Source organism: Streptomyces sp. TLI_171, assembly GCF_003610255.1.
Taxonomy (GTDB): domain Bacteria; phylum Actinomycetota; class Actinomycetes; order Streptomycetales; family Streptomycetaceae; genus Kitasatospora.
The window spans coordinates 209,839-227,776 of sequence record NZ_RAPS01000002.1; the positions used below are offsets into that span (position 1 = coordinate 209,839).

18 protein-coding genes and 4 pseudogenes are annotated in these 17,938 nt (G+C 69.9%); 11 read left to right on the plus strand and 11 right to left on the minus strand.

Annotated features, from left to right (window positions below):
• Nucleotides 1-44 precede the first annotated feature (44 nt).
• The gene (locus tag BX266_RS36895) at nt 45-2,312 is read right to left on the minus strand and encodes a glycoside hydrolase family 3 C-terminal domain-containing protein (protein WP_099906937.1); all 2,268 of its coding nucleotides are present in this window, start codon (nt 2,310-2,312) and stop codon (nt 45-47) included.
• 299 nt (nt 2,313-2,611) lie between these two features.
• Here BX266_RS36895 and BX266_RS36900 point away from each other — a divergent pair, with 299 nt between their 5' ends.
• The gene (locus BX266_RS36900) at nt 2,612-3,196 is read left to right on the plus strand and encodes a TetR/AcrR family transcriptional regulator (RefSeq protein WP_180290740.1); all 585 of its coding nucleotides are present in this window, start codon (nt 2,612-2,614) and stop codon (nt 3,194-3,196) included.
• Between the two features lie 63 nt (nt 3,197-3,259).
• Here BX266_RS36900 and BX266_RS36905 read toward each other — a convergent pair whose 3' ends face one another.
• A complete protein-coding gene (locus BX266_RS36905; protein WP_099906936.1) occupies nt 3,260-3,853 on the minus strand; it encodes a TetR family transcriptional regulator in 594 nt (197 codons plus the stop codon).
• Nucleotides 3,854-3,924: 71 nt separating this feature from the next.
• Here BX266_RS36905 and BX266_RS36910 point away from each other — a divergent pair, with 71 nt between their 5' ends.
• From BX266_RS36910 to BX266_RS36920, 3 genes and pseudogenes are all read left to right on the plus strand, one after another.
• Complete coding sequence (locus tag BX266_RS36910; protein WP_099906934.1) at nt 3,925-4,455, plus strand: GNAT family N-acetyltransferase; 531 nt, start codon at nt 3,925-3,927, stop codon at nt 4,453-4,455.
• 255 nt (nt 4,456-4,710) lie between these two features.
• A pseudogene (locus BX266_RS36915) lies at nt 4,711-5,409 on the plus strand (transposase); the annotation flags it as partial.
• 6 nt (nt 5,410-5,415) lie between these two features.
• Nucleotides 5,416-5,706: pseudogene (locus tag BX266_RS36920) on the plus strand (IS630 family transposase); the annotation flags it as partial.
• Here the strand turns inward: BX266_RS36920 and BX266_RS36925 are convergent.
• On the minus strand, nt 5,666-6,289 hold the full coding sequence (locus BX266_RS36925; protein WP_099906933.1) for a helix-turn-helix domain-containing protein: 624 nt from the start codon (nt 6,287-6,289) through the stop codon (nt 5,666-5,668). The pseudogene BX266_RS36920 and the gene BX266_RS36925 overlap by 41 nt on opposite strands.
• 276 nt (nt 6,290-6,565) lie before the next feature.
• Between BX266_RS36925 and BX266_RS36930 the strand changes: the two genes are divergently transcribed.
• Nucleotides 6,566-6,772: a hypothetical protein gene (locus tag BX266_RS36930; protein ID WP_099906931.1), complete on the plus strand. Its 207-nt coding sequence runs from the start codon at nt 6,566-6,568 to the stop codon at nt 6,770-6,772.
• Here the strand turns inward: BX266_RS36930 and BX266_RS41410 are convergent, their stop codons facing one another.
• The 3 genes from BX266_RS41410 to BX266_RS36940 all read right to left on the minus strand — a co-directional run bounded on the left by BX266_RS41410 (nt 6,773) and on the right by BX266_RS36940 (nt 8,516).
• Nucleotides 6,773-7,198, minus strand: a complete 426-nt coding sequence (locus BX266_RS41410; RefSeq protein WP_399171331.1) for a transposase — start codon at nt 7,196-7,198, stop codon at nt 6,773-6,775.
• On the minus strand, nt 7,195-7,581 hold the full coding sequence (locus BX266_RS41415; protein WP_399171332.1) for a transposase: 387 nt from the start codon (nt 7,579-7,581) through the stop codon (nt 7,195-7,197). Before BX266_RS41415 ends, BX266_RS41410 begins: the two co-directional genes overlap by 4 nt.
• Before the next feature lie 107 nt (nt 7,582-7,688).
• Nucleotides 7,689-8,516: an AraC family transcriptional regulator gene (locus BX266_RS36940; RefSeq protein WP_180290864.1), complete on the minus strand. Its 828-nt coding sequence runs from the start codon at nt 8,514-8,516 to the stop codon at nt 7,689-7,691.
• A gap of 112 nt (nt 8,517-8,628) precedes the next feature.
• Here BX266_RS36940 and BX266_RS36945 point away from each other — a divergent pair, with 112 nt between their 5' ends.
• Together BX266_RS36945 and BX266_RS36950 are read left to right on the plus strand one after the other, a co-directional pair.
• Nucleotides 8,629-9,405: an alpha/beta fold hydrolase gene (locus BX266_RS36945; protein WP_099906930.1), complete on the plus strand. Its 777-nt coding sequence runs from the start codon at nt 8,629-8,631 to the stop codon at nt 9,403-9,405.
• Between the two features lie 436 nt (nt 9,406-9,841).
• Nucleotides 9,842-10,334 (plus strand): annotated as a pseudogene (locus tag BX266_RS36950) (transposase); the annotation flags it as partial.
• 94 nt (nt 10,335-10,428) lie between these two features.
• Here the strand turns inward: BX266_RS36950 and BX266_RS36955 are convergent.
• Nucleotides 10,429-11,130 (minus strand): type 1 glutamine amidotransferase domain-containing protein, encoded by a 702-nt coding sequence (locus tag BX266_RS36955; RefSeq protein WP_099906928.1) that lies wholly within the window; start codon nt 11,128-11,130, stop codon nt 10,429-10,431.
• Nucleotides 11,131-12,144: 1,014 nt separating this feature from the next.
• On the opposite strand from BX266_RS36955, the gene BX266_RS36960 reads away from it, so the two are divergent.
• The 3 genes from BX266_RS36960 to BX266_RS36970 all read left to right on the plus strand — a co-directional run bounded on the left by BX266_RS36960 (nt 12,145) and on the right by BX266_RS36970 (nt 14,428).
• Entirely contained in the window at nt 12,145-12,564 is a 420-nt protein-coding gene (locus BX266_RS36960; RefSeq protein ID WP_143687082.1) for a CBS domain-containing protein, read from the plus strand.
• Nucleotides 12,565-12,787: 223 nt separating this feature from the next.
• Entirely contained in the window at nt 12,788-13,549 is a 762-nt protein-coding gene (locus tag BX266_RS36965; RefSeq protein ID WP_099908685.1) for a metallophosphoesterase, read from the plus strand.
• A 378-nt stretch (nt 13,550-13,927) separates the two neighbouring features.
• A complete protein-coding gene (locus tag BX266_RS36970; protein ID WP_099906925.1) occupies nt 13,928-14,428 on the plus strand; it encodes a hypothetical protein in 501 nt (166 codons plus the stop codon).
• 333 nt (nt 14,429-14,761) lie between these two features.
• On the opposite strand, the gene BX266_RS39480 is transcribed toward BX266_RS36970, so the two are convergent.
• The 3 genes from BX266_RS39480 to BX266_RS36985 all read right to left on the minus strand — a co-directional run bounded on the left by BX266_RS39480 (nt 14,762) and on the right by BX266_RS36985 (nt 16,085).
• Nucleotides 14,762-14,986, minus strand: coding sequence for a hypothetical protein (locus BX266_RS39480; RefSeq protein WP_099906924.1), 225 nt, complete (start codon nt 14,984-14,986; stop codon nt 14,762-14,764).
• A 432-nt stretch (nt 14,987-15,418) separates the two neighbouring features.
• Nucleotides 15,419-15,709, minus strand: a complete 291-nt coding sequence (locus BX266_RS36980; RefSeq protein ID WP_099906922.1) for a hypothetical protein — start codon at nt 15,707-15,709, stop codon at nt 15,419-15,421.
• Nucleotides 15,710-15,770: 61 nt separating this feature from the next.
• Nucleotides 15,771-16,085: a hypothetical protein gene (locus tag BX266_RS36985; protein WP_099906921.1), complete on the minus strand. Its 315-nt coding sequence runs from the start codon at nt 16,083-16,085 to the stop codon at nt 15,771-15,773.
• Between the two features lie 799 nt (nt 16,086-16,884).
• Between BX266_RS36985 and BX266_RS36990 the strand changes: the two genes are divergently transcribed.
• Complete coding sequence (locus BX266_RS36990; protein WP_099906919.1) at nt 16,885-17,148, plus strand: hypothetical protein; 264 nt, start codon at nt 16,885-16,887, stop codon at nt 17,146-17,148.
• Between the two features lie 10 nt (nt 17,149-17,158).
• Here the strand turns inward: BX266_RS36990 and BX266_RS39225 are convergent.
• A pseudogene (locus tag BX266_RS39225) lies at nt 17,159-17,811 on the minus strand (transposase); the annotation flags it as partial.
• Between the last annotated feature and the right edge of the window lie 127 nt (nt 17,812-17,938).

Below are 17,938 nucleotides of genomic sequence, written 5' to 3' on the forward strand. Positions count from 1 at the left end.
CGGCGCAGCCGAATCCCCGTCCCCTTTGCAGGCGGTGGGGGCGGTCAGGCCTGGAGCTGCGTGAGGAGGCGTTCCAGGTCTGCCGTGGTGATCGCGCCGCCGGCGAAGCTGACCAGGCGGCGGACGGGGATGGAGGCCATCATCTTGGCCATGTCGACTCCGAGGGTGTCGCCTCCGGTGTCCTGGGGGAAAGGCAGCAGGGCGGCGAGGGTCTCGGCGGCGCCGGGCAGGGCCATCGCCTCGCCGAGGGTGGAGTCCAGGGTCAGCGGCAGGTTCAGCGCGTCACCGGCGAGTTCGACGCTGGCGGTGGCCCGCGGGTCGCGGCTGGAGGCTGCGGCCGTCACCTCGTACGGGCCGCCCTCGACGATCCAGCGCTCGGCCCGGGTGTCCCAGTAGGCCAGTTCGGTGCGCGGCAGCAGCACGCTGACCCGCTCGCTCGCTCCGGGCTCCAGGGTGAGCACGGTGTGGCCCTTGAGTTCGCGCGGCGGGCGGACCACCGTCGAGTCAGGCTTGGCGACGTAGAACTGGACGACCTCGCGTCCGGCCCGCGCACCGGTGTTGGCGACCGTGACGGACGCCCGGATGCCCTCCGCGTCGGCGGTCAGCTCCAGGTCGCGGTAGGTGAATTCGGTGTAGGAAAGGCCGTGGCCGAACGGGAAGGTGACCGCGATGTCCCGGGCGTCGTACCAGCGGTAGCCGACGAACAGGCCCTCGCCGTAGGCGACGTGGCCGTGCTCGCCGGGGAAGTCCAGGTACGCCGGGGTGTCCTGGAGGCGGAGCGGGACGGTCTCGGTGAGTCGGCCGGACGGGTTGACGCGGCCGAACAGCACGTCGGCGAGGGCGCCGCCGGCCGCCTGGCCGAGCAGGGCGCCGTCGAGCAGGGCCGGGGCGGCCGTGGCGGGGGCCAGCCGCAGCACGCCGCCGTGGCTGAGCACCACGGCGGTGCGGGGCTGGGCGCGGACGACCTCGGCCAGCAGCTCCAGCTGCTCGGCGGGCAGTTCGATGTGCTCGCGGTCGAAGCCCTCGGACTCCTGGTGGGCGGCCAGGCCGAGGAAGACGACGGCGGTCTCGGCGGCGGCGGCCAGGGCGACAGCCTCGGCACGCAGCGCCGCGGCGTCGCCGGTGTGGTCGGTGGTGAAGCCGGGTGCGTGCGTCACCTCGGCGCCGCCGGCCAGGGCGCGGATCTCTTCCAGCGGGATGTCCAGGCGGGTGGGGTTCACGTGCGAGCTGCCGCCGCCCTGGTAGCGCGGAGTGGTGGCGAACGCGCCGAGCACGGCCAGCGGGCTGCCCGGGGTGAGCGGCAGTACCGGGGCGCCGTCGACGAGGTCGTTCTTCAGCAGGACCACGCAGTGCGCGGCGGTCCGGCGGGCCAGCGCGTGGTGCGCGTCGGGGTCGAACGCAGGGACGGGCAGGGTGCGTCCGGCCTCGGCGCGGGCGGCCAGCGCGATGCTCCGGGCGGCGGCGGTGGCGACGGATGCGGCGTCCAGCTCGCCGGCCTCGACGGCGGCGACCACCTGCGCGTCGGTGACGCCGCCGGTGCCGGGCATTTCCAGGTCGAGCCCGGCCGCGACCGCGGCGACCCGGTCCTGCACGGCGCCCCAGTCGCTGACCACCGCCCCCTCGAAGCCCCACTCGCCGCGCAGCACCTCGGTCAGCATCCAGCGGTTCTCGGCAGCGTAGGTGCCGTTGATCCGGTTGTAGGAGCACATCACCGTCCACGGCTGAGCCTGCTGGACGACCTGTTGGAAGGCCCGCAGGTAGATCTCGCGCAGCGGGCGGGCGGCGACGTCTGAGCTGGAGCGCATCCGGTCGTGCTCGGTGTTGTTGGCGGCGAAGTGCTTGAGCGAGGCGCCGACGCCGGTGCTCTGCAGGCCGCGCACCCAGGCGGTGGCGAGGGCGCCGGTCAGCTGCGGGTCCTCCGAGTAGTACTCGAAGTTGCGGCCGCAGCGCGGGTCCCGCTTGATGTTGACGCCCGGGCCCAGTAGCACGTCCACGCCCAGCGCCCGGCCCTCCGCGCCCAGGGCCCTCCCGACCTCGCCGACCAGCTCGGTGTCCCAGCTCTGGCCGAGGCCAACGGCGGGCGGGAAGCAGGTTGCCGGGCGGCTGGCCGCGATCCCCAGGTGGTCGGCGTCCCCGGCCTGGAGCCGCACGCCGTGCGGGCCGTCGGTCAGCGTGAGGACCGGGACGGGGCCCACGGCCTTGGTGGTCCAGAAGTCCGCGCCGCTGCCGAGCGCGGCGCGCTCCGCGAGCGGGAGGTCGGCGAGGACGGCGTCGGGAGCCGGGGCGGTGGGAGCGGGGTCGGGAGCGGTCACGGGTCTCTCCTCAAGGTGTGGGGGGGCGGCCGGGCGGCGGTTCGGCGCGCGGCCGTCCGGTCCCGGAGCGGCGGGCGCCCGCTACTGCCGGGTGCCCGCCGTTCCGCGGCCGGGCGCGCCCACGTCAGGTGGGGCGCGCCGAAACGGGTCGGCCCAGGTGCCGCCGAGGAGGGCGGCCACCGTGCCGAACGCGAAAACAGTACGACATTCGGTTTTTGGGTGACAAGGCATTCGGGCAGGTCACTTCGGGTCGCGGCCGGTGGCTCTGGGCGGTGGGGGGGTGGCGTAGAGTCGTCCGCATGGCTCGACCACGTGGCTCCTACGCGAAGGGCATCGCCAAGCGCGAGGAGATCCTCGACACCGCGCTGGAGATCGTCGCCCGGGACGGTTACAGCCGCGCCACCGTCCGCGAACTCGCCCAGGCCGTCGGCCTCAGCCAGACCGGCCTGCTGCACTACTTCGGCAGCAAGGAACAGCTCTTCATCGAGATCCTGCGCCGCCGCGACGCGGTCGACTTCCAAGTCGTCAGCGGCGAGGGTGCCTTGCCGGTCGACCTCGAACGCGCGCTGACCGACCTCCAGCGCCACAACGCCGAGGTCCCCGGGCTCGTCCAGCTCTTCTCCCGCCTCTCAGCAGAGGCGGTGGAGCCCGACCACCCCGCCCATGCCTACTTCCGCGACCGCTACCGCGAGGCCCGGACCAGCGGCGCCGAAGCCGTCCGCGAACGCCAGGCCGCAGGCGACCTCCCGGAAGGCATCGACGCCGACCGCCTCGCGGTGCTGCTGTTCGCCCTGATCGACGGGCTGCAGATGCAGTGGCAGTACGATCCCGAGATCGACATGGCCGAGCACCTGTCGTACTTCTGGAGCCTGCTGGGCCGGTGACACCCGGCGCACGGACCGTCGAACCGACGCACCGCCGGTCGTCAATGACGGCCTGCCGGGCCGTCAGCCCCCCTCGTTGCCGTCGCGCAGCAGGGCGAGCTGGTGCTCGACGGCCTCGGTGAGTCGCTTCTCGTCGTCGGTGGCGAGGAGGTCGAGCAGGGCGCCCCTCAGTACGGCCAGGGCCAGGGTGCGGCGGGCGGCACCGTCCTCGCTGTCGCGTTCGGCCGGCGACTGGAAGCCGGCCAGGACTTCGAGCCAGTCCTCCACTGTCGCCCGGGCGAACCCCGCCCAGGCCCCGTCGGGCTGGACGAGGGAGCGCGTGTACGCCTCGGCCCACAGCCGCAGCAGCGGCCGGTGCTCCTTCGCGGCGAGCCACGTCCAGACCCGCTCGACGGCGGGCACGAGTCCGGCCGGGCGATCGGGCTGCCGGACCCGGCCCAGGAGCGCCAGCTCGTCGGCACGGGCTCGCGCCAGCAGCGCCCGCAGCAGGCCGTCCTTGCTCTCGAAGAGGAAGAGCAGAACCCGCGGGCTGGAGCCGATGGCCTCGGCCAGCGGGCGCAGTGACAGGTCGGCCAGGCCATGGACCAGGGCGTACTCGTAGGCCGCTTCCAGCAGTTCGGTCTGCCGGGGGGAGGGGGTTGGCGCTTCCTGGGACATGCAGATACCTTAACTGAAACAACCGTTTCAGTGGTGTGGACAGCACGACTACGGGGCCAGGAGAGCAGCTCATGTCGCAACAAGACCAGAAGCAAGTCGTCGTACGCCGCGCCGCCCGCCCCGGCGACCTGGGATGGGTGGTGATGGCCCACGGCGAGGCATATGCCCAGCAGTTCGGCTGGAACACCGACTTCGAGGCACTGGTCGCCAAGATCGTCGCCGACTACGGCACCGAGCACGATCCGGCCCGCGAGGCGGGCTGGATCGCCGAGGTCGAAGGCCGACGCGTGGGCTGCATCTTCCTCGTCGCAGGCGACCAGCCGAAGGTGGCCAAGTTGCGGATCCTGCTCGTCACCCCGGAGGGCAGAGGCCTTCGCCTCGGGACGCGCCTGGTCGAGGAGTGCCTCTCCTTCGCCCGTGAGGCGGGCTACGAGCAGGTGACGCTGTGGACCAACGACGTACTGACGGCGGCGCGCAAGATCTACCAGAGCTTCGGCTTCACCCTCGCCGACGAGGAGCCCCACCACAGCTACGGCCACGATCTCGTCGGCCAGACCTGGACCCTCGACCTGCGCAACGGCGCGGCGGACAGCGACAGCTGACCGACGTGGCGACGCGAGGGAGCCGTCAGCCCGGCCTCCCCGGGAGCCGCCGACTGCACCCGTGCCGTAGGCCAGCCCCGGGAACACCGGCACAGCGGCTATTGGTGAGAACGATCACGACCGTCCAAGAGGGCATCTGATCTACGTTGCGGTCGGTCTGTCCCGGGCGAGTGACCGGACCGTCAGTCAGTCGTTTCAGGGCGCGTGACTCCTCGACGCGCGTATCGCAGTGCCGTGTCCGATGCCCGACAGTGACTGATCGAGCCGGTCTTCACAGCCTGGCGGGCTCACCGCGACGGTCCTGGTGTGGCGGCCCGGGTTCATGACCTGCGGGAGATCGTGAACGCGATCCTCTACGTCAACCGGACCGGCATCCCAGGGGAGTACCTGCCACACGACTTCCCGCCCTGCAACGGTCTACGACTACTGCGCGGAGCGGGAGGCGGAGGGCACCACGCAGCAGGTCCACGACCTGCTGCGCGTGACCGCACCCGCCGAGCTCTCGGTCGGGACCCGCAGCCGTCCGCGGCTCTCCTGGACGCCCAGAGCGTCAAGACCTCTGCAACGTCGGCGAAGCCGATCAGGGCATCGACGCGGCCAAGAAGATCAGGGACCGCAAGCGGCGCGTGGCCACAGACACCTTCGGCCTCCTGCTCGCCGTGATCACCACCGCACCATCGGTTCAGGACTCCACTGGCGGCAAGCAGAACCTCGCTGAGGTCGCCGCCGCCCAGCCGGCGGTGGCCAAGGCCTGGGTCGACGGCGGCTGCGACAGCAACGTCATCAACCATGGAGCGCTGGGTCGTTGAGCGGACATGCGGCTGGCTCATGCAGCACGGCCGACTCGCGCGCGACTACGAGGCACTGCCACAACGACCCCGCGCAACGATCCATTGGGCCGTGGCCAACAAGATGAGTCGCGAACTCACCGGCGAATCCACCCCAACCTGGCGAATCGACTCACTGCACCCGACGGACGTGCGCATCGCGATCGTCTGCGACGACCACTCGCCGCACCTGACGACGTAACGGTGCCAGCGGGTGGGCGCGTGGGAGGCGGCGGACAACGTCGAGCTCGCCTGCACCCCGACCAAGAGCTCCTGGCTCAGCCGGATCGAGGCCCAGTTCACCGCCCTGCGCTACTTCGCCCTCGACGGCGCCGCCCACCCCAGCCACAAGGCCCAGGGCAGCCTGATCCGCCGCTACTCAGCTACTGCTCACTGCCGTCGTCGAGTCCGGCGACAACTCTGAGGTCTGCTTCGGGGATGTCCAGGATCCCGGCGATCTGGCGGACCAGCAGCAAAGTCGGATTCTTCCCGCGACGGAGCACATGGATGGTGAGCGCCGACAGTCCGGCAGCCCTGGCCATGTCCCTGACTGGAATCCCGCGTAGGTCCATCAACCCCGCGAGAATCCGTCCGAACGGGTGCGGCTCCGACTCCCCCGCAGGGGCAACGGCCGGGCCGATCACCACGTCACCGATCTTGGCCTGGAAGCGGACCAGCCGGCTGCCCGTGAACCCGACCTTCGCGACGAACGGCAGGCTCTCACCGTTGCGGGAAACGACCGTTCCCGGGATCGACACCTCGGTGAACCGCATGGCGGGATCACAGAGGTGATCCCCGGTCTCTACAGGCCGTCCCGGCTCGACGTGATCGACCTTCCAGTCACGGTTCCACCACGCAAGGTCCTGCAGCACCTCGTTGAAGAAGGGCAGCAGGATTGTTATGTCCACCGGGTCCGGAGGATTCTTCTGCCCCACCCACAAGACGTCGGGCCAGTACCGCAGTGCCGCGATCACGTCCGCCGTCAGCGCACGGTTGGTAGCCTCCACGGCCGTCCTCTCCCCCGGTCGACGGAGCAGTGTCCCATGAACGGGCTCCGCCGAGTGATCGTCGCCGCTCGATTCAGAGTCCGCGCAGAAAGGTGCGGTGGTACCCAAACAGCGAGGCGGGTACTGGGCTCTGGCGATCACGGAGGTGCAACGCTCTGTGATCATGGATGTGAGTGCCTTTCTCAAGAGGAGCTAACACAAAGGCAGGTGCCAGGGTCTCTGGTGGCCGCCTACGATCGCCGGGTGGATCGACGCGTTCCCTCTGGACTCAGCCCCGTGGACAGCCACGCCCTGCGCTGCTTCGAGCGAGGCGACGACGAGCACGTTCGGAGCATTCGGCTCCACCCCGTGCATCCCGACCAGAACCTTGCCCTGTACATCGGCCGGATCGAGGCTGCCGGATGGCACCTTGAGGAACAGAGCTTCGGCGTCGACGGGCACTACCGGCGTTGCCGGATGCGCTTCGTCCGCCCAGCTGACTGATCAAGGAACGGGTTTGGAACCTGCGGTTCTCAGCACGCGGCGGTAGGTGATGACGCAGCAGGCCAGCTTGAGGAAGGCCTCGTGCATGTCGTCGCGGATGTCCCACCGGGTCCGTAACCGGCGGAAGCCGTGGATCCAGGCGTTCGTCCGCTCGACACCCATCGGACGGCGCCGAGTCCGGAGCCGTGTGGGACGCTGCGACGGGCGATCACCGGTTTGATCCCGCGTTTCCACAGCAGCCTGCGGTACTTGTCGTAGTCGTAGCCTCGGTCGGCGTAGCGCCGATCGGGGGCGGTTCCGTGGCCGGCCTCTCTTGCCTCGGATGCGCGGGACGGCGTCTACCAGGGGTAGTAGTTGGGTGACGTCGTGGCGGTTGCCGCCTGTCAGGGCGATGGCCAGTGGGGTTCCGTGTCCGTCGGTGATCACGTGGTGCTTCGAGCCGGGTCGGGCGCGGTCGACCGGGCTCGGTCCCGTTTTGGGCCGCCCCGACGGGCCTGGTGGTGAGAGCCGTCGATCACCGCCCGCGACCAGCCCAAGTCACCGGCCCGATGCAGCTCGGTCAGGAGCACCTGGTGCAGCCGGTCCCAGACCCCGGCCGCGTTCCAGTCCCGTAACCGGCGCCAGCAGGTCATGCCCGAGCCGAAGCCGAGCTCCTGCGGCAGCCATTCCCACTCGATCCCTGTGTGCAGCACGAACAAGATCCCCTGCAGGCACTTGCGGTCGTCCAACGGCAACCGCCCAGGGAACCGCGGACGCCGCTCACGCATCGGAAGCAGCGGCTCGATCCGCTCCCACAGGTCATCCGCCACCAACCACGGTGGCCCCATCCCCTTCCCCACGCAATGACCAACGACGGAGCAGAGCAGGGGACATGACCTCTGAGCGTCTTTGTGTTAACTCCTCTAAGTACACCCCTTCACTCGACGGCCACCGTCGCCTGCCATGCGCCCGGGCGCATGCCTGTCGCCTTCCGGAAGAACACGGAGAAGTTGGACGCGTCGGGGAAGCCGAGCGTGTTGGCGCAGGCGGCCGCGGTGAGGCGGTCGTGTGCGAGGAGCCGTTTGGCTTCCAGGACGATCCGATCGACGATGTACGCCTTCGCGGTGCGGCCGGTGACCTGCCGCACCGCTCTTGAGAGGGTGCGGGGCGCGTATCCCAGTGTCCGGGCGTAGTAGCCGGCGTCGTGATGTTCCCGGTAGTGCGCTTCGACGCTGGACCGGAACAGTCTGAACACCGGATTGATCGACCGCGCTTCGGCGTGCGGGGGCCGGAGCCGGGCGATGAGCGCGGAGAGCAGGATCTCGGGCAGCTCCGTCGAGCTATCCCCTGGTGGGGCGGATGCTTCGAGGAGGAGATGGTTGCGGGCGGTGTCGACGAACGGCCAGTCGGCGTCGGGAATGTTCCAGTGTGCGACCAGGTCCGGGGACCCGACGAGCTCCCGGGTGGCGTGGGTGACCGGCGCGGTCGGCACGAACAGCACGACGTGCCCAGCCACGCCGGCGATGTCATCCCATCGGTGCACAGCTCCAGGAGCGACCCACACCGCGGACCGCTCCTGGAGCGGGTGTCGGAGGAAGTCCACGGTGACGGATCCGTGCCCGGCATCGACGACGGCGAGGACGTGGAAGTCGGCACGCTGTGTCCCGCCGTCGTTCAGCTCGCGAAGGCGGTCGAACGTCATGGTTTCGACAGTGGCGGCACGGTGCCCGACGGGCTGGTAGGTCATCTGCCGGATCACAGTCATCTGTCCAGTTTCCACCATCAGGCGACCAGTCATGCCGATGCCCCGGCACAGCGGCAGAGATTCAATGAACACACAGAACAACCGTCCCAGAACCCTGATCGAGAGATTCACGATGAACACGACGCAGCAGCCGCTACTGCCCGCTTATGACCACCGGCCGGGGGCCGGACCGACCCTGGTGTTTCTGCACTACTGGGGTGGATCCGCCCGCACCTGGGACCTCGTCGTCGACCGCCTGGCGGGACGCGACATGCTCACTGTCGACTTCCGCGGGTGGAGTCGCTCGAGCAACCTGGCCGGCCCTTACACCCTCCGCCAACTCGCCGATGACACGCTCGCGGTGATCGCCGACGCGTGCGTCACCGACTACGTCCTCGTCGGACATTCCATGGGTGGCAAGGTCGCGCAGCTCATCGCGGCGACCCGGCCCGTCGGTCTCCGGGGAATCATCCTCGTCGGTTCCGGTCCGGCGAAGCCCGCCGCAGGGATCACTCCCGAGTACCGGGAAGGCCTTTCCCACGCCTACGACTCCGACGAGTCCGTCGCCGGCGCACGGGATCACATCCTCACCGCGACCGAGCTGCCTGAATCGATCAAGTCGCAGATCGCGACCGACTCGCGGGCCAGCACCGACGCCGCCCGCACGGAGTGGCCGCTGCGCGGCATCGCGGAGGACGTCTGCGAGCACACCCGGATGATCAGCGTCCCCGCCCTCATCGTCGCCGGGGAGAACGACCATGTCGAGCCCGTCGACGTGCTCGTCAACAACCTGGTGCCCTACCTCTCCGGAGCCGATTTCACGGTGATTCCGAACACGGGTCACCTGATCCCGCTGGAAGCTCCTGACGACCTCGCCGACGCAATCACGGCATTCGCACCAGCAGCCTGACCATCTGCGCGGCCTGAAAATCGACTTCGCCCCCGATCACCGGCGGGACGCCCCGCCGCGTGACGGTGCGAGGCCCAGGCCCGACCCTCCCGCGTTGATACGCACCCCAGCCAGACCTGCTTGCCGCGGCCGACCGGGGCGACAAGCAGGTCTGTCTCATCGCCCGGCGCCGTGCCGAGACACGCTCAGCAGGTGGGCCCTTGTTCATGGACTACCTGTAAGCCTGTGACGTCGAGGGTCTGCTGTCGCTCTACGAGCCGAGCAGCGACGACTTGACCGCCTCGTGGCCCGGGGACGTCTGCGAACCAAGTTCGAGCCCGCGGCTTGGCCACGTGCCCTCGGACCTGATCGTCGTGGACACCAGCCGACGAGCAGCGCGAGTAGTTCTCCTGCCCGGAGCCGTGACCACGATTCACATCACTCATTGGGGAGACCTGTGCCTGTGCTGCCATCGTGGCTGACCGACCCGCTCTGGGACCTATTGGCGTCCCTGCTGCCCGAGCGGCCGGAGTACCACCCGGACCATCCGCTGGGCTGCCACCGCCCGCGCATCAGCGACCGGATCATCTTCGACTAAATGCTGCAACTCCTGCGCTTCGGCTGCTCCTACCACGCGATCGCCGACACAACCTGCTCGGCCACCACGATCCGCAACCGCCCCAACGAGTGGATACGACTCGGCGTCTTCGCCAGGTTCAAGCAGATCGCGCTGGAGTCCTACGACCGAATCGTCGGCCTCGTCACCGGTCGACCGCGGCAAACAGGGCCTGAAACGCTCAGGCATGACGGACGGATACGGCATTCCCCTGGGCCGCGTCCTGGCCGGTGCCAACCGCCACGACTCCCCGTTGCTCGCCCCGACCCTGGACCGTCCGGACGACCTGGGGCCGTCACCCGACGACATCATCGTGCACCTGGACGCCGGCTACGGCCGCTGAGCAGGCGGCGCGAGAGGACCGATAGCGGGACCAGGGATGCGCACGTCCCCATGGGCGCCCTCACGATCCAGAGGTTAGTGCCGGCTCAGGAGGCGCCGATGGCTTCCAGTGTCTGAAGGATCTTCTCGGTGACCGCTTTGCCCGAGAAGGGGTTCTGGCCCGTGACGAGTCGGCCGTCCGCGACGGCGTAGGGCCGCATCGGGATCTTCCCGCGGACGTAGTGGGCGCCGCGTTCGCGCAGTTCGTCCTCCAGGAGGAAAGGAACGCGGTCTTTGACGCGGGCGACGCTTTCTTCGATGGTCGCGAAGCCCGTGACGGTGCGGCCGTGGACCAGAAGCGACCCGTCCGCGAGGGTGACGTTCAGCAGTCCGCAGGCACCGTGGCAGACGGAGGAGACGATGCCACCGCTCTCCCAGATCGCCCGAGCGGCGCGCTGGAGCGGGGCGCTGTCGGGGAAGTCCCACATCACGCCGTGGCCGCCGGTGTAGAAGATCGCTGCGTAGTCGTCCGGATCGATGTCGGCGGCGGCGGGAGTGTTCTGGAGGCGGGCCATGAAGGCCGGGTTGTCGAGATGGCGGCGGGTGATCTGGTCCACCGTGATCCGGGTCAGGCTGCGCGGGTCGAGGGGGATGTCTCCGCCGGCGGGGCTGACGAGGTCTACCTCGTACTCTCCTGCGGTGACGCCGTCGTAGAAGTGCACCAACTCCGAGAGCCACAGTCCGGTGGGGTGACTGTCCGCACCATAGGTGGCCTGATTCGTCACCACGGCGAGAAGCTTCTTCTTCATCCTTGCTCTCCCGCTCTCCGGGCGGCCGCACCGACGTCCGGTCTCGGGACCGCACTCCAAGTCTGACGGACATCGTCGCGACTTCCCCGTCGGCCGGCCGTGTCCGCTGCGCCGCCTGGAGGGTGTCTCTATGTCCGTACAACGGCTGACCAGCGGCCTTGCAAGTGAGCACGCCACGTGCGTGATCACTGATCGTGGGTCCGCGACTGCTCTACTTGATCTCCTGCCGCATGCTCGGCCGGCTGACCCTGCTGGGCCGGTCGTCCGCCACAGACCACAGCCCACCGAGCAGGAAATCCGCACCGTCCGGCAGGCGTGGGCCGTCGCCAGCACCGATGCCGCCTGAGACCCCGAATCCGTCAGAACGTCGAAAGTCGAGTTACCGATCTCGCCTGGACGCTGTCGCGGAGGGCACTGACACTGTCGTGATGGCGCTCCTTGAATTGAGTCTCCCCATCCGGCGCTCTGGGGTTGGCCAGACCTGCTCGCCTCGATTCCCCATGGTGTCAAACTGGCCCACCGCCCACTGACAGGCCAACACCATCACCACCTGAGGCTGCGGAGTCTGCACAACCCGCGGCCCCCTCCCCGCCCCAACCCACCCCGCTCACCTGGACCGAACCCGAACTCAGCCCGACCCGGCCCTCACGGCAGGGCCCGCGGCAAGGGCGGGGAGCGGCCGGGGCATCAGGGGACCGCACCGGCTGCCCTCCAACCGGCGACGGGAAGTTCAGGAGTTGATCGGCCGGCCGGCGGCGTCGGAGTCGCCTGTCTGCTCAACCTGCTCCGGCGCCTCCTCGCGCCTGTCCCCTGCCAGCGTGGGCAGCCGGCCGCACGCGGTGCGGCGGGAGTTGAAGGCGACTGGATCAGTCGGGCCAGCTCCTGCGCGGCGGCGCGCGGAGTAGCCTCGGAGATGTCCGGAGCATTTCGGATCCCGGTACCGTTCCGGCTTCGTTCTGGGCAGTCCGGGCAGCCCCCCGGGGGGTGTGCCCGGGGACGGGAACGGTGACCACCGTGACCCCTCGCACTCCGCAGCCGGCAGGCCACAGCCTCACGGTCGCCGACGCCATGGACCCCTTCGACTACCAGATTGCCGATGACAGCACCGCCGAACAGGCCGACGACGCGCTGCGCGGCGCCCACGTCGACTACATGCCCGTTCGCGGCCACGACGGCCGCTGCGAGGGGCTTGTCACTCGCGCCGGCCTGCATCCCTTCCTCCCGCTCCCAGGCTCGACCGAGCGGATCGCCGTCGGCGCCACCGCGCACCAGCAGGGCCCGTTCGCCTGGCCGACCCTGGACCTGCTGCTGGCCGCCCGCGTCATGCGCATCAGGCGCTGGGTCGTCTGGCCCGTCATCGACGACGACGGCTACCTGCTCGGCATCCTGACCGCGACCCGCGCCGCGGGCGTCATCGCCGCCCCGCCTGCCTGACGCCGCACCGAACACTCCCCCTACGGATCGTCACAGCACAGCGGAGCACTCGAAGGAGGAAGAAGCACCCGGCCACCGCCCCGGTCGCTCGGCGGGGCTCCGGAGTACTCACGGTATGTCGCCCGCTGCGCACCCGGCGGCCACACACGCTGAACGCCCCCCGGAACTACGCGCCCGGCGGAACCTCGCACCACTCGGCTGCATTCGCCGCACAGTGGTGACCATGCTGAATCGAGTAGCCGTCCTGTCCGACATTCACGGAGTCCTGCCGGCCCTGGAGGCAGTACTCGCCGAACCAGACGTCAGCATCGCCGATCGCATCGTGCTCACCGGCGACATCACCGCCGGCCCGCAACCGACCCAGGTCCTCGACCTGCTGACCAGCCTCGGCGACCGCGTTGTCTGGATCAGCGGCAACGCCGACCGCGAACTCCTCGAATACCGCCGCGGACAACGCGACACGATCCCCGACCCGATCGCCCCCTGGGCAGCAGAACAGCTTCGCGAGGACCATCTCGACCTTCTCAGCTCGCTTCCACGAACACTCTCCCTGCCTGTGAGCGGCCTGGGAAAGGTGCTGTTCTGCCATGCCACCCCTCGCGACGACGAGGAGGTCGTCCTGGTCGACTCCCGCCTCGACCGCTGGGAGGAAGTCTTCGCCGGACTCGACGCCGACGTCCGCACCGTGGTCTGCGGCCACACCCACATGCCGTTCGTCCGCCTCGCCCACGGCCGACTCGTGATCAACCCCGGCAGCATCGGCATGCCATACGGACGAACCGGAGCACACTGGGCCCTCCTGGGTCCGGGCATCGAACTCCGCACCACACACTTCGACCTCCAAGCCGCAGCCACCCGGCTCAGCCAGGACTCGTCCTACCCCGACATCACCGCCTGGGCCGACTACTTCCTGCACGCCCGCGCGACCGACGTCGACGCCCTCACAGCCTTCGCACCACGGGACGGACGCGACGACAGCCCGTGACACCCGCCTCCCACCCACGACAGCGGGCAGCCGACCACCGACCACACGATCAACCACGCCTCGACGGCGACGGCAGACAGCTGAGGCGGCGCCACCTCCCTTCCCCCAGCGAGGAAAGATGACCGGGATCGCAGCGGCAGCAGTTCCCTCCGGGTCGTCGCTGCCTACGGAGCCGAGCCACCGATGTTCCGCCCGGCCGCCGGCGGGTTGAGCTTGATCGCCGGTGTGTTTTGGGAGCCGCGCCCATCGGGTGATGTTGCGTCACGGGCGGTCGTGTCCCGGGGTGTTGTCGTCGGGGTGGTGGACATCGGTCGATGGCGCGGTGGTCCGGGTCCGTATCCCTGACCAACTCCCCCGTTCCTTTCGACGCTGCCCCGTGTGACCTGGACCGGCGTGATCCGCTTCTTCGACCACTCCGAGGCGGCGCGTCTGGAGAGCACCACGGGCTGCCGGAGGGGAGCACCACGGCGGCGGCCCCACGCGCTGGCCACGACCTTCACCACGACAACGGTCCGGGCGGACGAGTCCGTGGTGGACCTGATCCGCCGGACCCGGGCCTACTGTCCGGTCCTGCTCGTGACCGTCAACTGGTCCGAGAAAGCCCCAGCCGACCGGTTCGCCCCGCAGCCGACGTTCCCGGCGCCGCAAGGACTGCTCCGGTGGGGCAGTTCCGAGCAGGAGATCGAACTCGTCTGGCGGACCGGCGCAGCCGACCCGTCCGACTGGCCCGTACTCGTCCGAGACGACGTCACCAGCGAGTGGCAGCAGTTCGACTGCGGCGTGGGCGAGTTCCTCGCCCGGCTGCTCACCGATGTCGCTCTCGGCTTCCCATCGAGCTACCTCCTGGACGAACGCTCCTTCGAGAGCTGGGACCGCTGACCCCGTCTGCCGCCGGTCACCGGTCGGTGGCCCAGCCGCCTCCGGTGGACGCCGGCCGGTCCGGCGGGCGGCGGGGACGATCAGCGCGGGGTGGCCTTCGGGCGTCAACAACCGCCAGGGCGGCCTGCCCTCCGGGCCGGGGATGATGATCATCTCCATGCCGGTGCAGTTGCCCCGTCCGGGGTGCCGGCTCCGCTGCCCATGGGTCAACACCATCGAGCACGAAGAAACGCCGAAACGGCCTGACGTGCGGTCAGGAGCCAGGGGAGAGTGATCTTCGGACCTGCCGTGGGCCGGACCGGGGCCCGGTGGCGACCGCAACTCAGAGATGGATCAGTTCCGTTGGGCTTCGCCGGAGACGGGCTGTCCGGACCGCTCGGATTGCCGCTGGGTCGGGCACCTGGTCACCAGCGTGATCGCGGCCCAGGTGATCAGCGATTCGCAGTGCTGGACTAGCCGTTCGAAGTTCCGCGCGTGCCGGCGGGCGTGCACCGCAAAGGCGTGGGTGTGCTCGATCTCCCGGCCCCGCGGCAGGACCACCACGCCCTCCGCGTCCACGCCGCCGTCGGTGAGGCTTCCTCCCTCCCGGAATGACTCACCGGCCTCGGAACGGATCTCCGAAACCGGTGACAGCACGACCGGCTCTGCACCACTGGCGGCAGGGACGACAACCGCAGAGTGTCGGGCGGCCCGGCAGGCGGGGCAGCAGACGGAACGTCAGGCGGGAAGCCAGGTGGTCCTCGGTCCGCCGCGGGGCCCGGGGACCGGGGTTCCGGCCACGCAGGGGCTGAGCCCGCACAAGGTGGTCGACTCCCCGCTCCGCTCGGTGGCGCGCTCCTGTTCGGCCGCTCTCCCACCCGAGGGCTCCGGCCGGTACCCGGGATGCCCACGGAGAGGTGGTCGGCGCAGCCTGCCTGTGGACGAAGCGGAGCCGAGCAGGCGAACGCCAGACCGTCCAATGGCGGCCTCCTCCCGTGCGGGGAGGGGCGTTCAGCAGAACCAGCCGTCCTGTACCCAGCCGTGCCGGTTGATGTCGCCGTAGGCGAAGCCGTACACCCAGCCGCTCTGGACGCGTTCGACCGTGAACGTCTGACCGGTGTACAGGGTGCCCGTCCAGGCGCCGCCCGGTGCGGTGCGGACGTAGAGGTCCTGGGCGCAGACGGTCTCGCGGCGCCCGACCGTGCCGTTGGCCGCCGCGGCGGTGCCGGCGGCGGCCACCGCCGCCGTCACGAGGACGCAGACGCCGGCGGCGGCACGCAGGAGGGTGCGGGATGCGGTCACGGGAGTGCTCCTTCGTCGGGTGCGGGCCGGAGAGGGGGATGAGTGAGTGCGTGCCGGGGCCTCACCAGGAGCCGTACCCTCCCAGGCACTCGTTGCGGACGTAGCCCCAGTCGCCCTTGCCGAAGTCGAACGTCGCCGCCCAGCCGTTGTAGACCGGGTGCACGCCCCTGGTGTGGCCGACCTTGTTGCCGTAGCCGAGCACCCGGACCAGCCCCACCGGCCCCGACGCACTGTCGTAGTTGGCGTAGAAGCTCGCGCTCTGGCAGACGATGACGGCGTGTTCGGGTGCCACGACTGCCTCGCCGGTGCCGGCGGGCAGGACGACGGCCGCCACAGCGGCCACTCCCGTCAGCGCGCGTGCCACGGACATTCGCATGATCGGCTCCTCTGGTCGTCAGAACTGCGTGGCGGGGCGAGCGACGTGCTACGGCGGTGCGCAGGCATGGCGAAGCACGGACAGGACGGGTCGGCGCCCGGCACGGGACACCAGAATGACGTGTCCGGGCCAGAAATGGGAGGGGGCGGCCGCCGGCGAGTCCGGGCGCGGCCTGAACGGCCTGCCGGCGCACGGAACAGCCGATCGACGCGCCGCGCGGCAGGCCAGAACCCGGGCGTAGGCATCTGGTGGCGCGGTCCGGGCGTCCGAGCTCTCGGCCGGACCTGGTCCTGCTGTTCAGCGGGGCGGCGGACAGGGTCTCCAGGAGGGCGGTCTGTTGGGTCGTCAGCTTGCCGTCGCGCGGGCCTCGGCCTGCCTTGGCAGCCGTGCGCCCGGGCCGGAAGACGGGGCGGGGTGGGGGTGATGGCACTCACCCGATCTTCGGAGAGGACCATCGACGCCGGTGCCCCACGGGCCTTCGGGCTCATCACAGCGCGGGCGAACCCGCGTCGGTCGCCACGACCTCGTCGTGCGGAGGACGGACCTGGAGGCTCGATCGCTTCGCACGACCTGCGAGTGCCCGATCCCGAACTCGCACAGGTCGCCCGCCGCTCCCGGGGGCAGGCGGAGTGCGGCGATCAGGGACAGCCGGACGCGGATCGGCCGTGCACGCTCTACGGCAACCCGGCGGTCCGTGGACTCCGATGATCGAACAGTGCGGGTTTGGCGGAGTGGCCCGGGTATTTCCGCCCTCAGTAATACCTGGTCAACACCGCCGCAGCGGCCCACAGTTCGCAGAATGAATCTCCGTACCAAGAAGACTCTGGGCACGTTGGTCAGGGGCGCGATCGTCCTCGCCTTCTGGACCGTCTTCGATCTGGCCAGGGGCAGGCATTTGGGTTTCAACCCGGTCTTCTTCGCCATGGTGGCCGTGTACGTGGCGTTCGCCGGATACACGTGGTGGTGGTACGGCGACTTCCCCAAGGCCGTGGCCATGCGCGCGAAAACGGAGGCCAGAAGGGCGGGAACGTGGCGGCACTGGAGCGGGAGGCCGATGGACTGAAGAGGTCATTTCAGAATGCTCGCGAGAGCCGCCGGAGGCGGACGATCGAGCGGGCAGGTTCGAGCAGTCCCTGGTGAAGGTCGGCCCGATGCCCGTAGCGGATGCGCAAGCGCTTGAACGGGTGCAGCAGGGCGAATGTGCGCTCCACACCCAGCGCACTTTGCCGAGCCCGGAGCCGTGGGCGATTCCGCGTCAGGCGATCATCGGCTTGATGCCCGCGTTTCCACAGCTGGGTGCGGTACTGGTCGACGTCGTGGCCACGGTCGGCGTATAGGCGCCTGGGTCTGCGGCGGGGCCGCCTGCGCAGGCCCCGGGCCGGTGGGACCGCGTCCAGCATTGGAGCCGGGTGACGTCGTGCCGGTTGCCGCCAATGTGCGTGACGGCCAGCGGGGTGCCCTGGCGGTCGACGATCAGATGGTGCTTGGAGCACGGGCGGGCACGGGCGACAAGCGAGGGGCCGACGGGATCCCCCGTTGAGGGCCCGGGCGTGCGAGCCGTTTACGGCACAGTCGTCCAGGCCCAGCAAGTTCGACGCAGTTCGGTCAACAGAACGGCGTGCAGGCGATGCCGGTCGCCTTCCTCGGTCCAGTCCGGCAGTCTCCGCCAGGCCGTCACGCCGGAGCAACCCACGACCACAATCGGCACGTCCTGCCAGGAATCGCCCTTGCCTCACTTCCGCATCAGTCACGGCAGCGGACCGCGCCGCGACCGCTCGGGGCGACCGTCTCGATGCGTTCACCGGGCGCGCAAGCGCGGACGTCGGACGAAAACCCACTCGGACCGCTGCGCG

Excerpts from the sequence above, each read along its gene's own strand:
- BX266_RS36900 (WP_180290740.1), top strand. The coding sequence starts at position 2,612 with ATGGCTCGACCACGTGGCTCCTACGCGAAGGGCATCGCCAAGCGCGAG.
- BX266_RS36905 (WP_099906936.1), bottom strand. The coding sequence starts at position 3,853 with ATGTCCCAGGAAGCGCCAACCCCCTCCCCCCGGCAGACCGAACTGCTG.
- BX266_RS36910 (WP_099906934.1), top strand. The coding sequence starts at position 3,925 with ATGTCGCAACAAGACCAGAAGCAAGTCGTCGTACGCCGCGCCGCCCGC.
- BX266_RS36940 (WP_180290864.1), bottom strand. The coding sequence starts at position 8,516 with ATGACTGTGATCCGGCAGATGACCTACCAGCCCGTCGGGCACCGTGCC.
- BX266_RS36945 (WP_099906930.1), top strand. The coding sequence starts at position 8,629 with ATGAACACGACGCAGCAGCCGCTACTGCCCGCTTATGACCACCGGCCG.
- BX266_RS36955 (WP_099906928.1), bottom strand. The coding sequence starts at position 11,130 with ATGAAGAAGAAGCTTCTCGCCGTGGTGACGAATCAGGCCACCTATGGT.
- BX266_RS36965 (WP_099908685.1), top strand. The coding sequence starts at position 12,788 with ATGCTGAATCGAGTAGCCGTCCTGTCCGACATTCACGGAGTCCTGCCG.
- BX266_RS36985 (WP_099906921.1), bottom strand. The coding sequence starts at position 16,085 with ATGCGAATGTCCGTGGCACGCGCGCTGACGGGAGTGGCCGCTGTGGCG.
- BX266_RS36990 (WP_099906919.1), top strand. The coding sequence starts at position 16,885 with ATGAATCTCCGTACCAAGAAGACTCTGGGCACGTTGGTCAGGGGCGCG.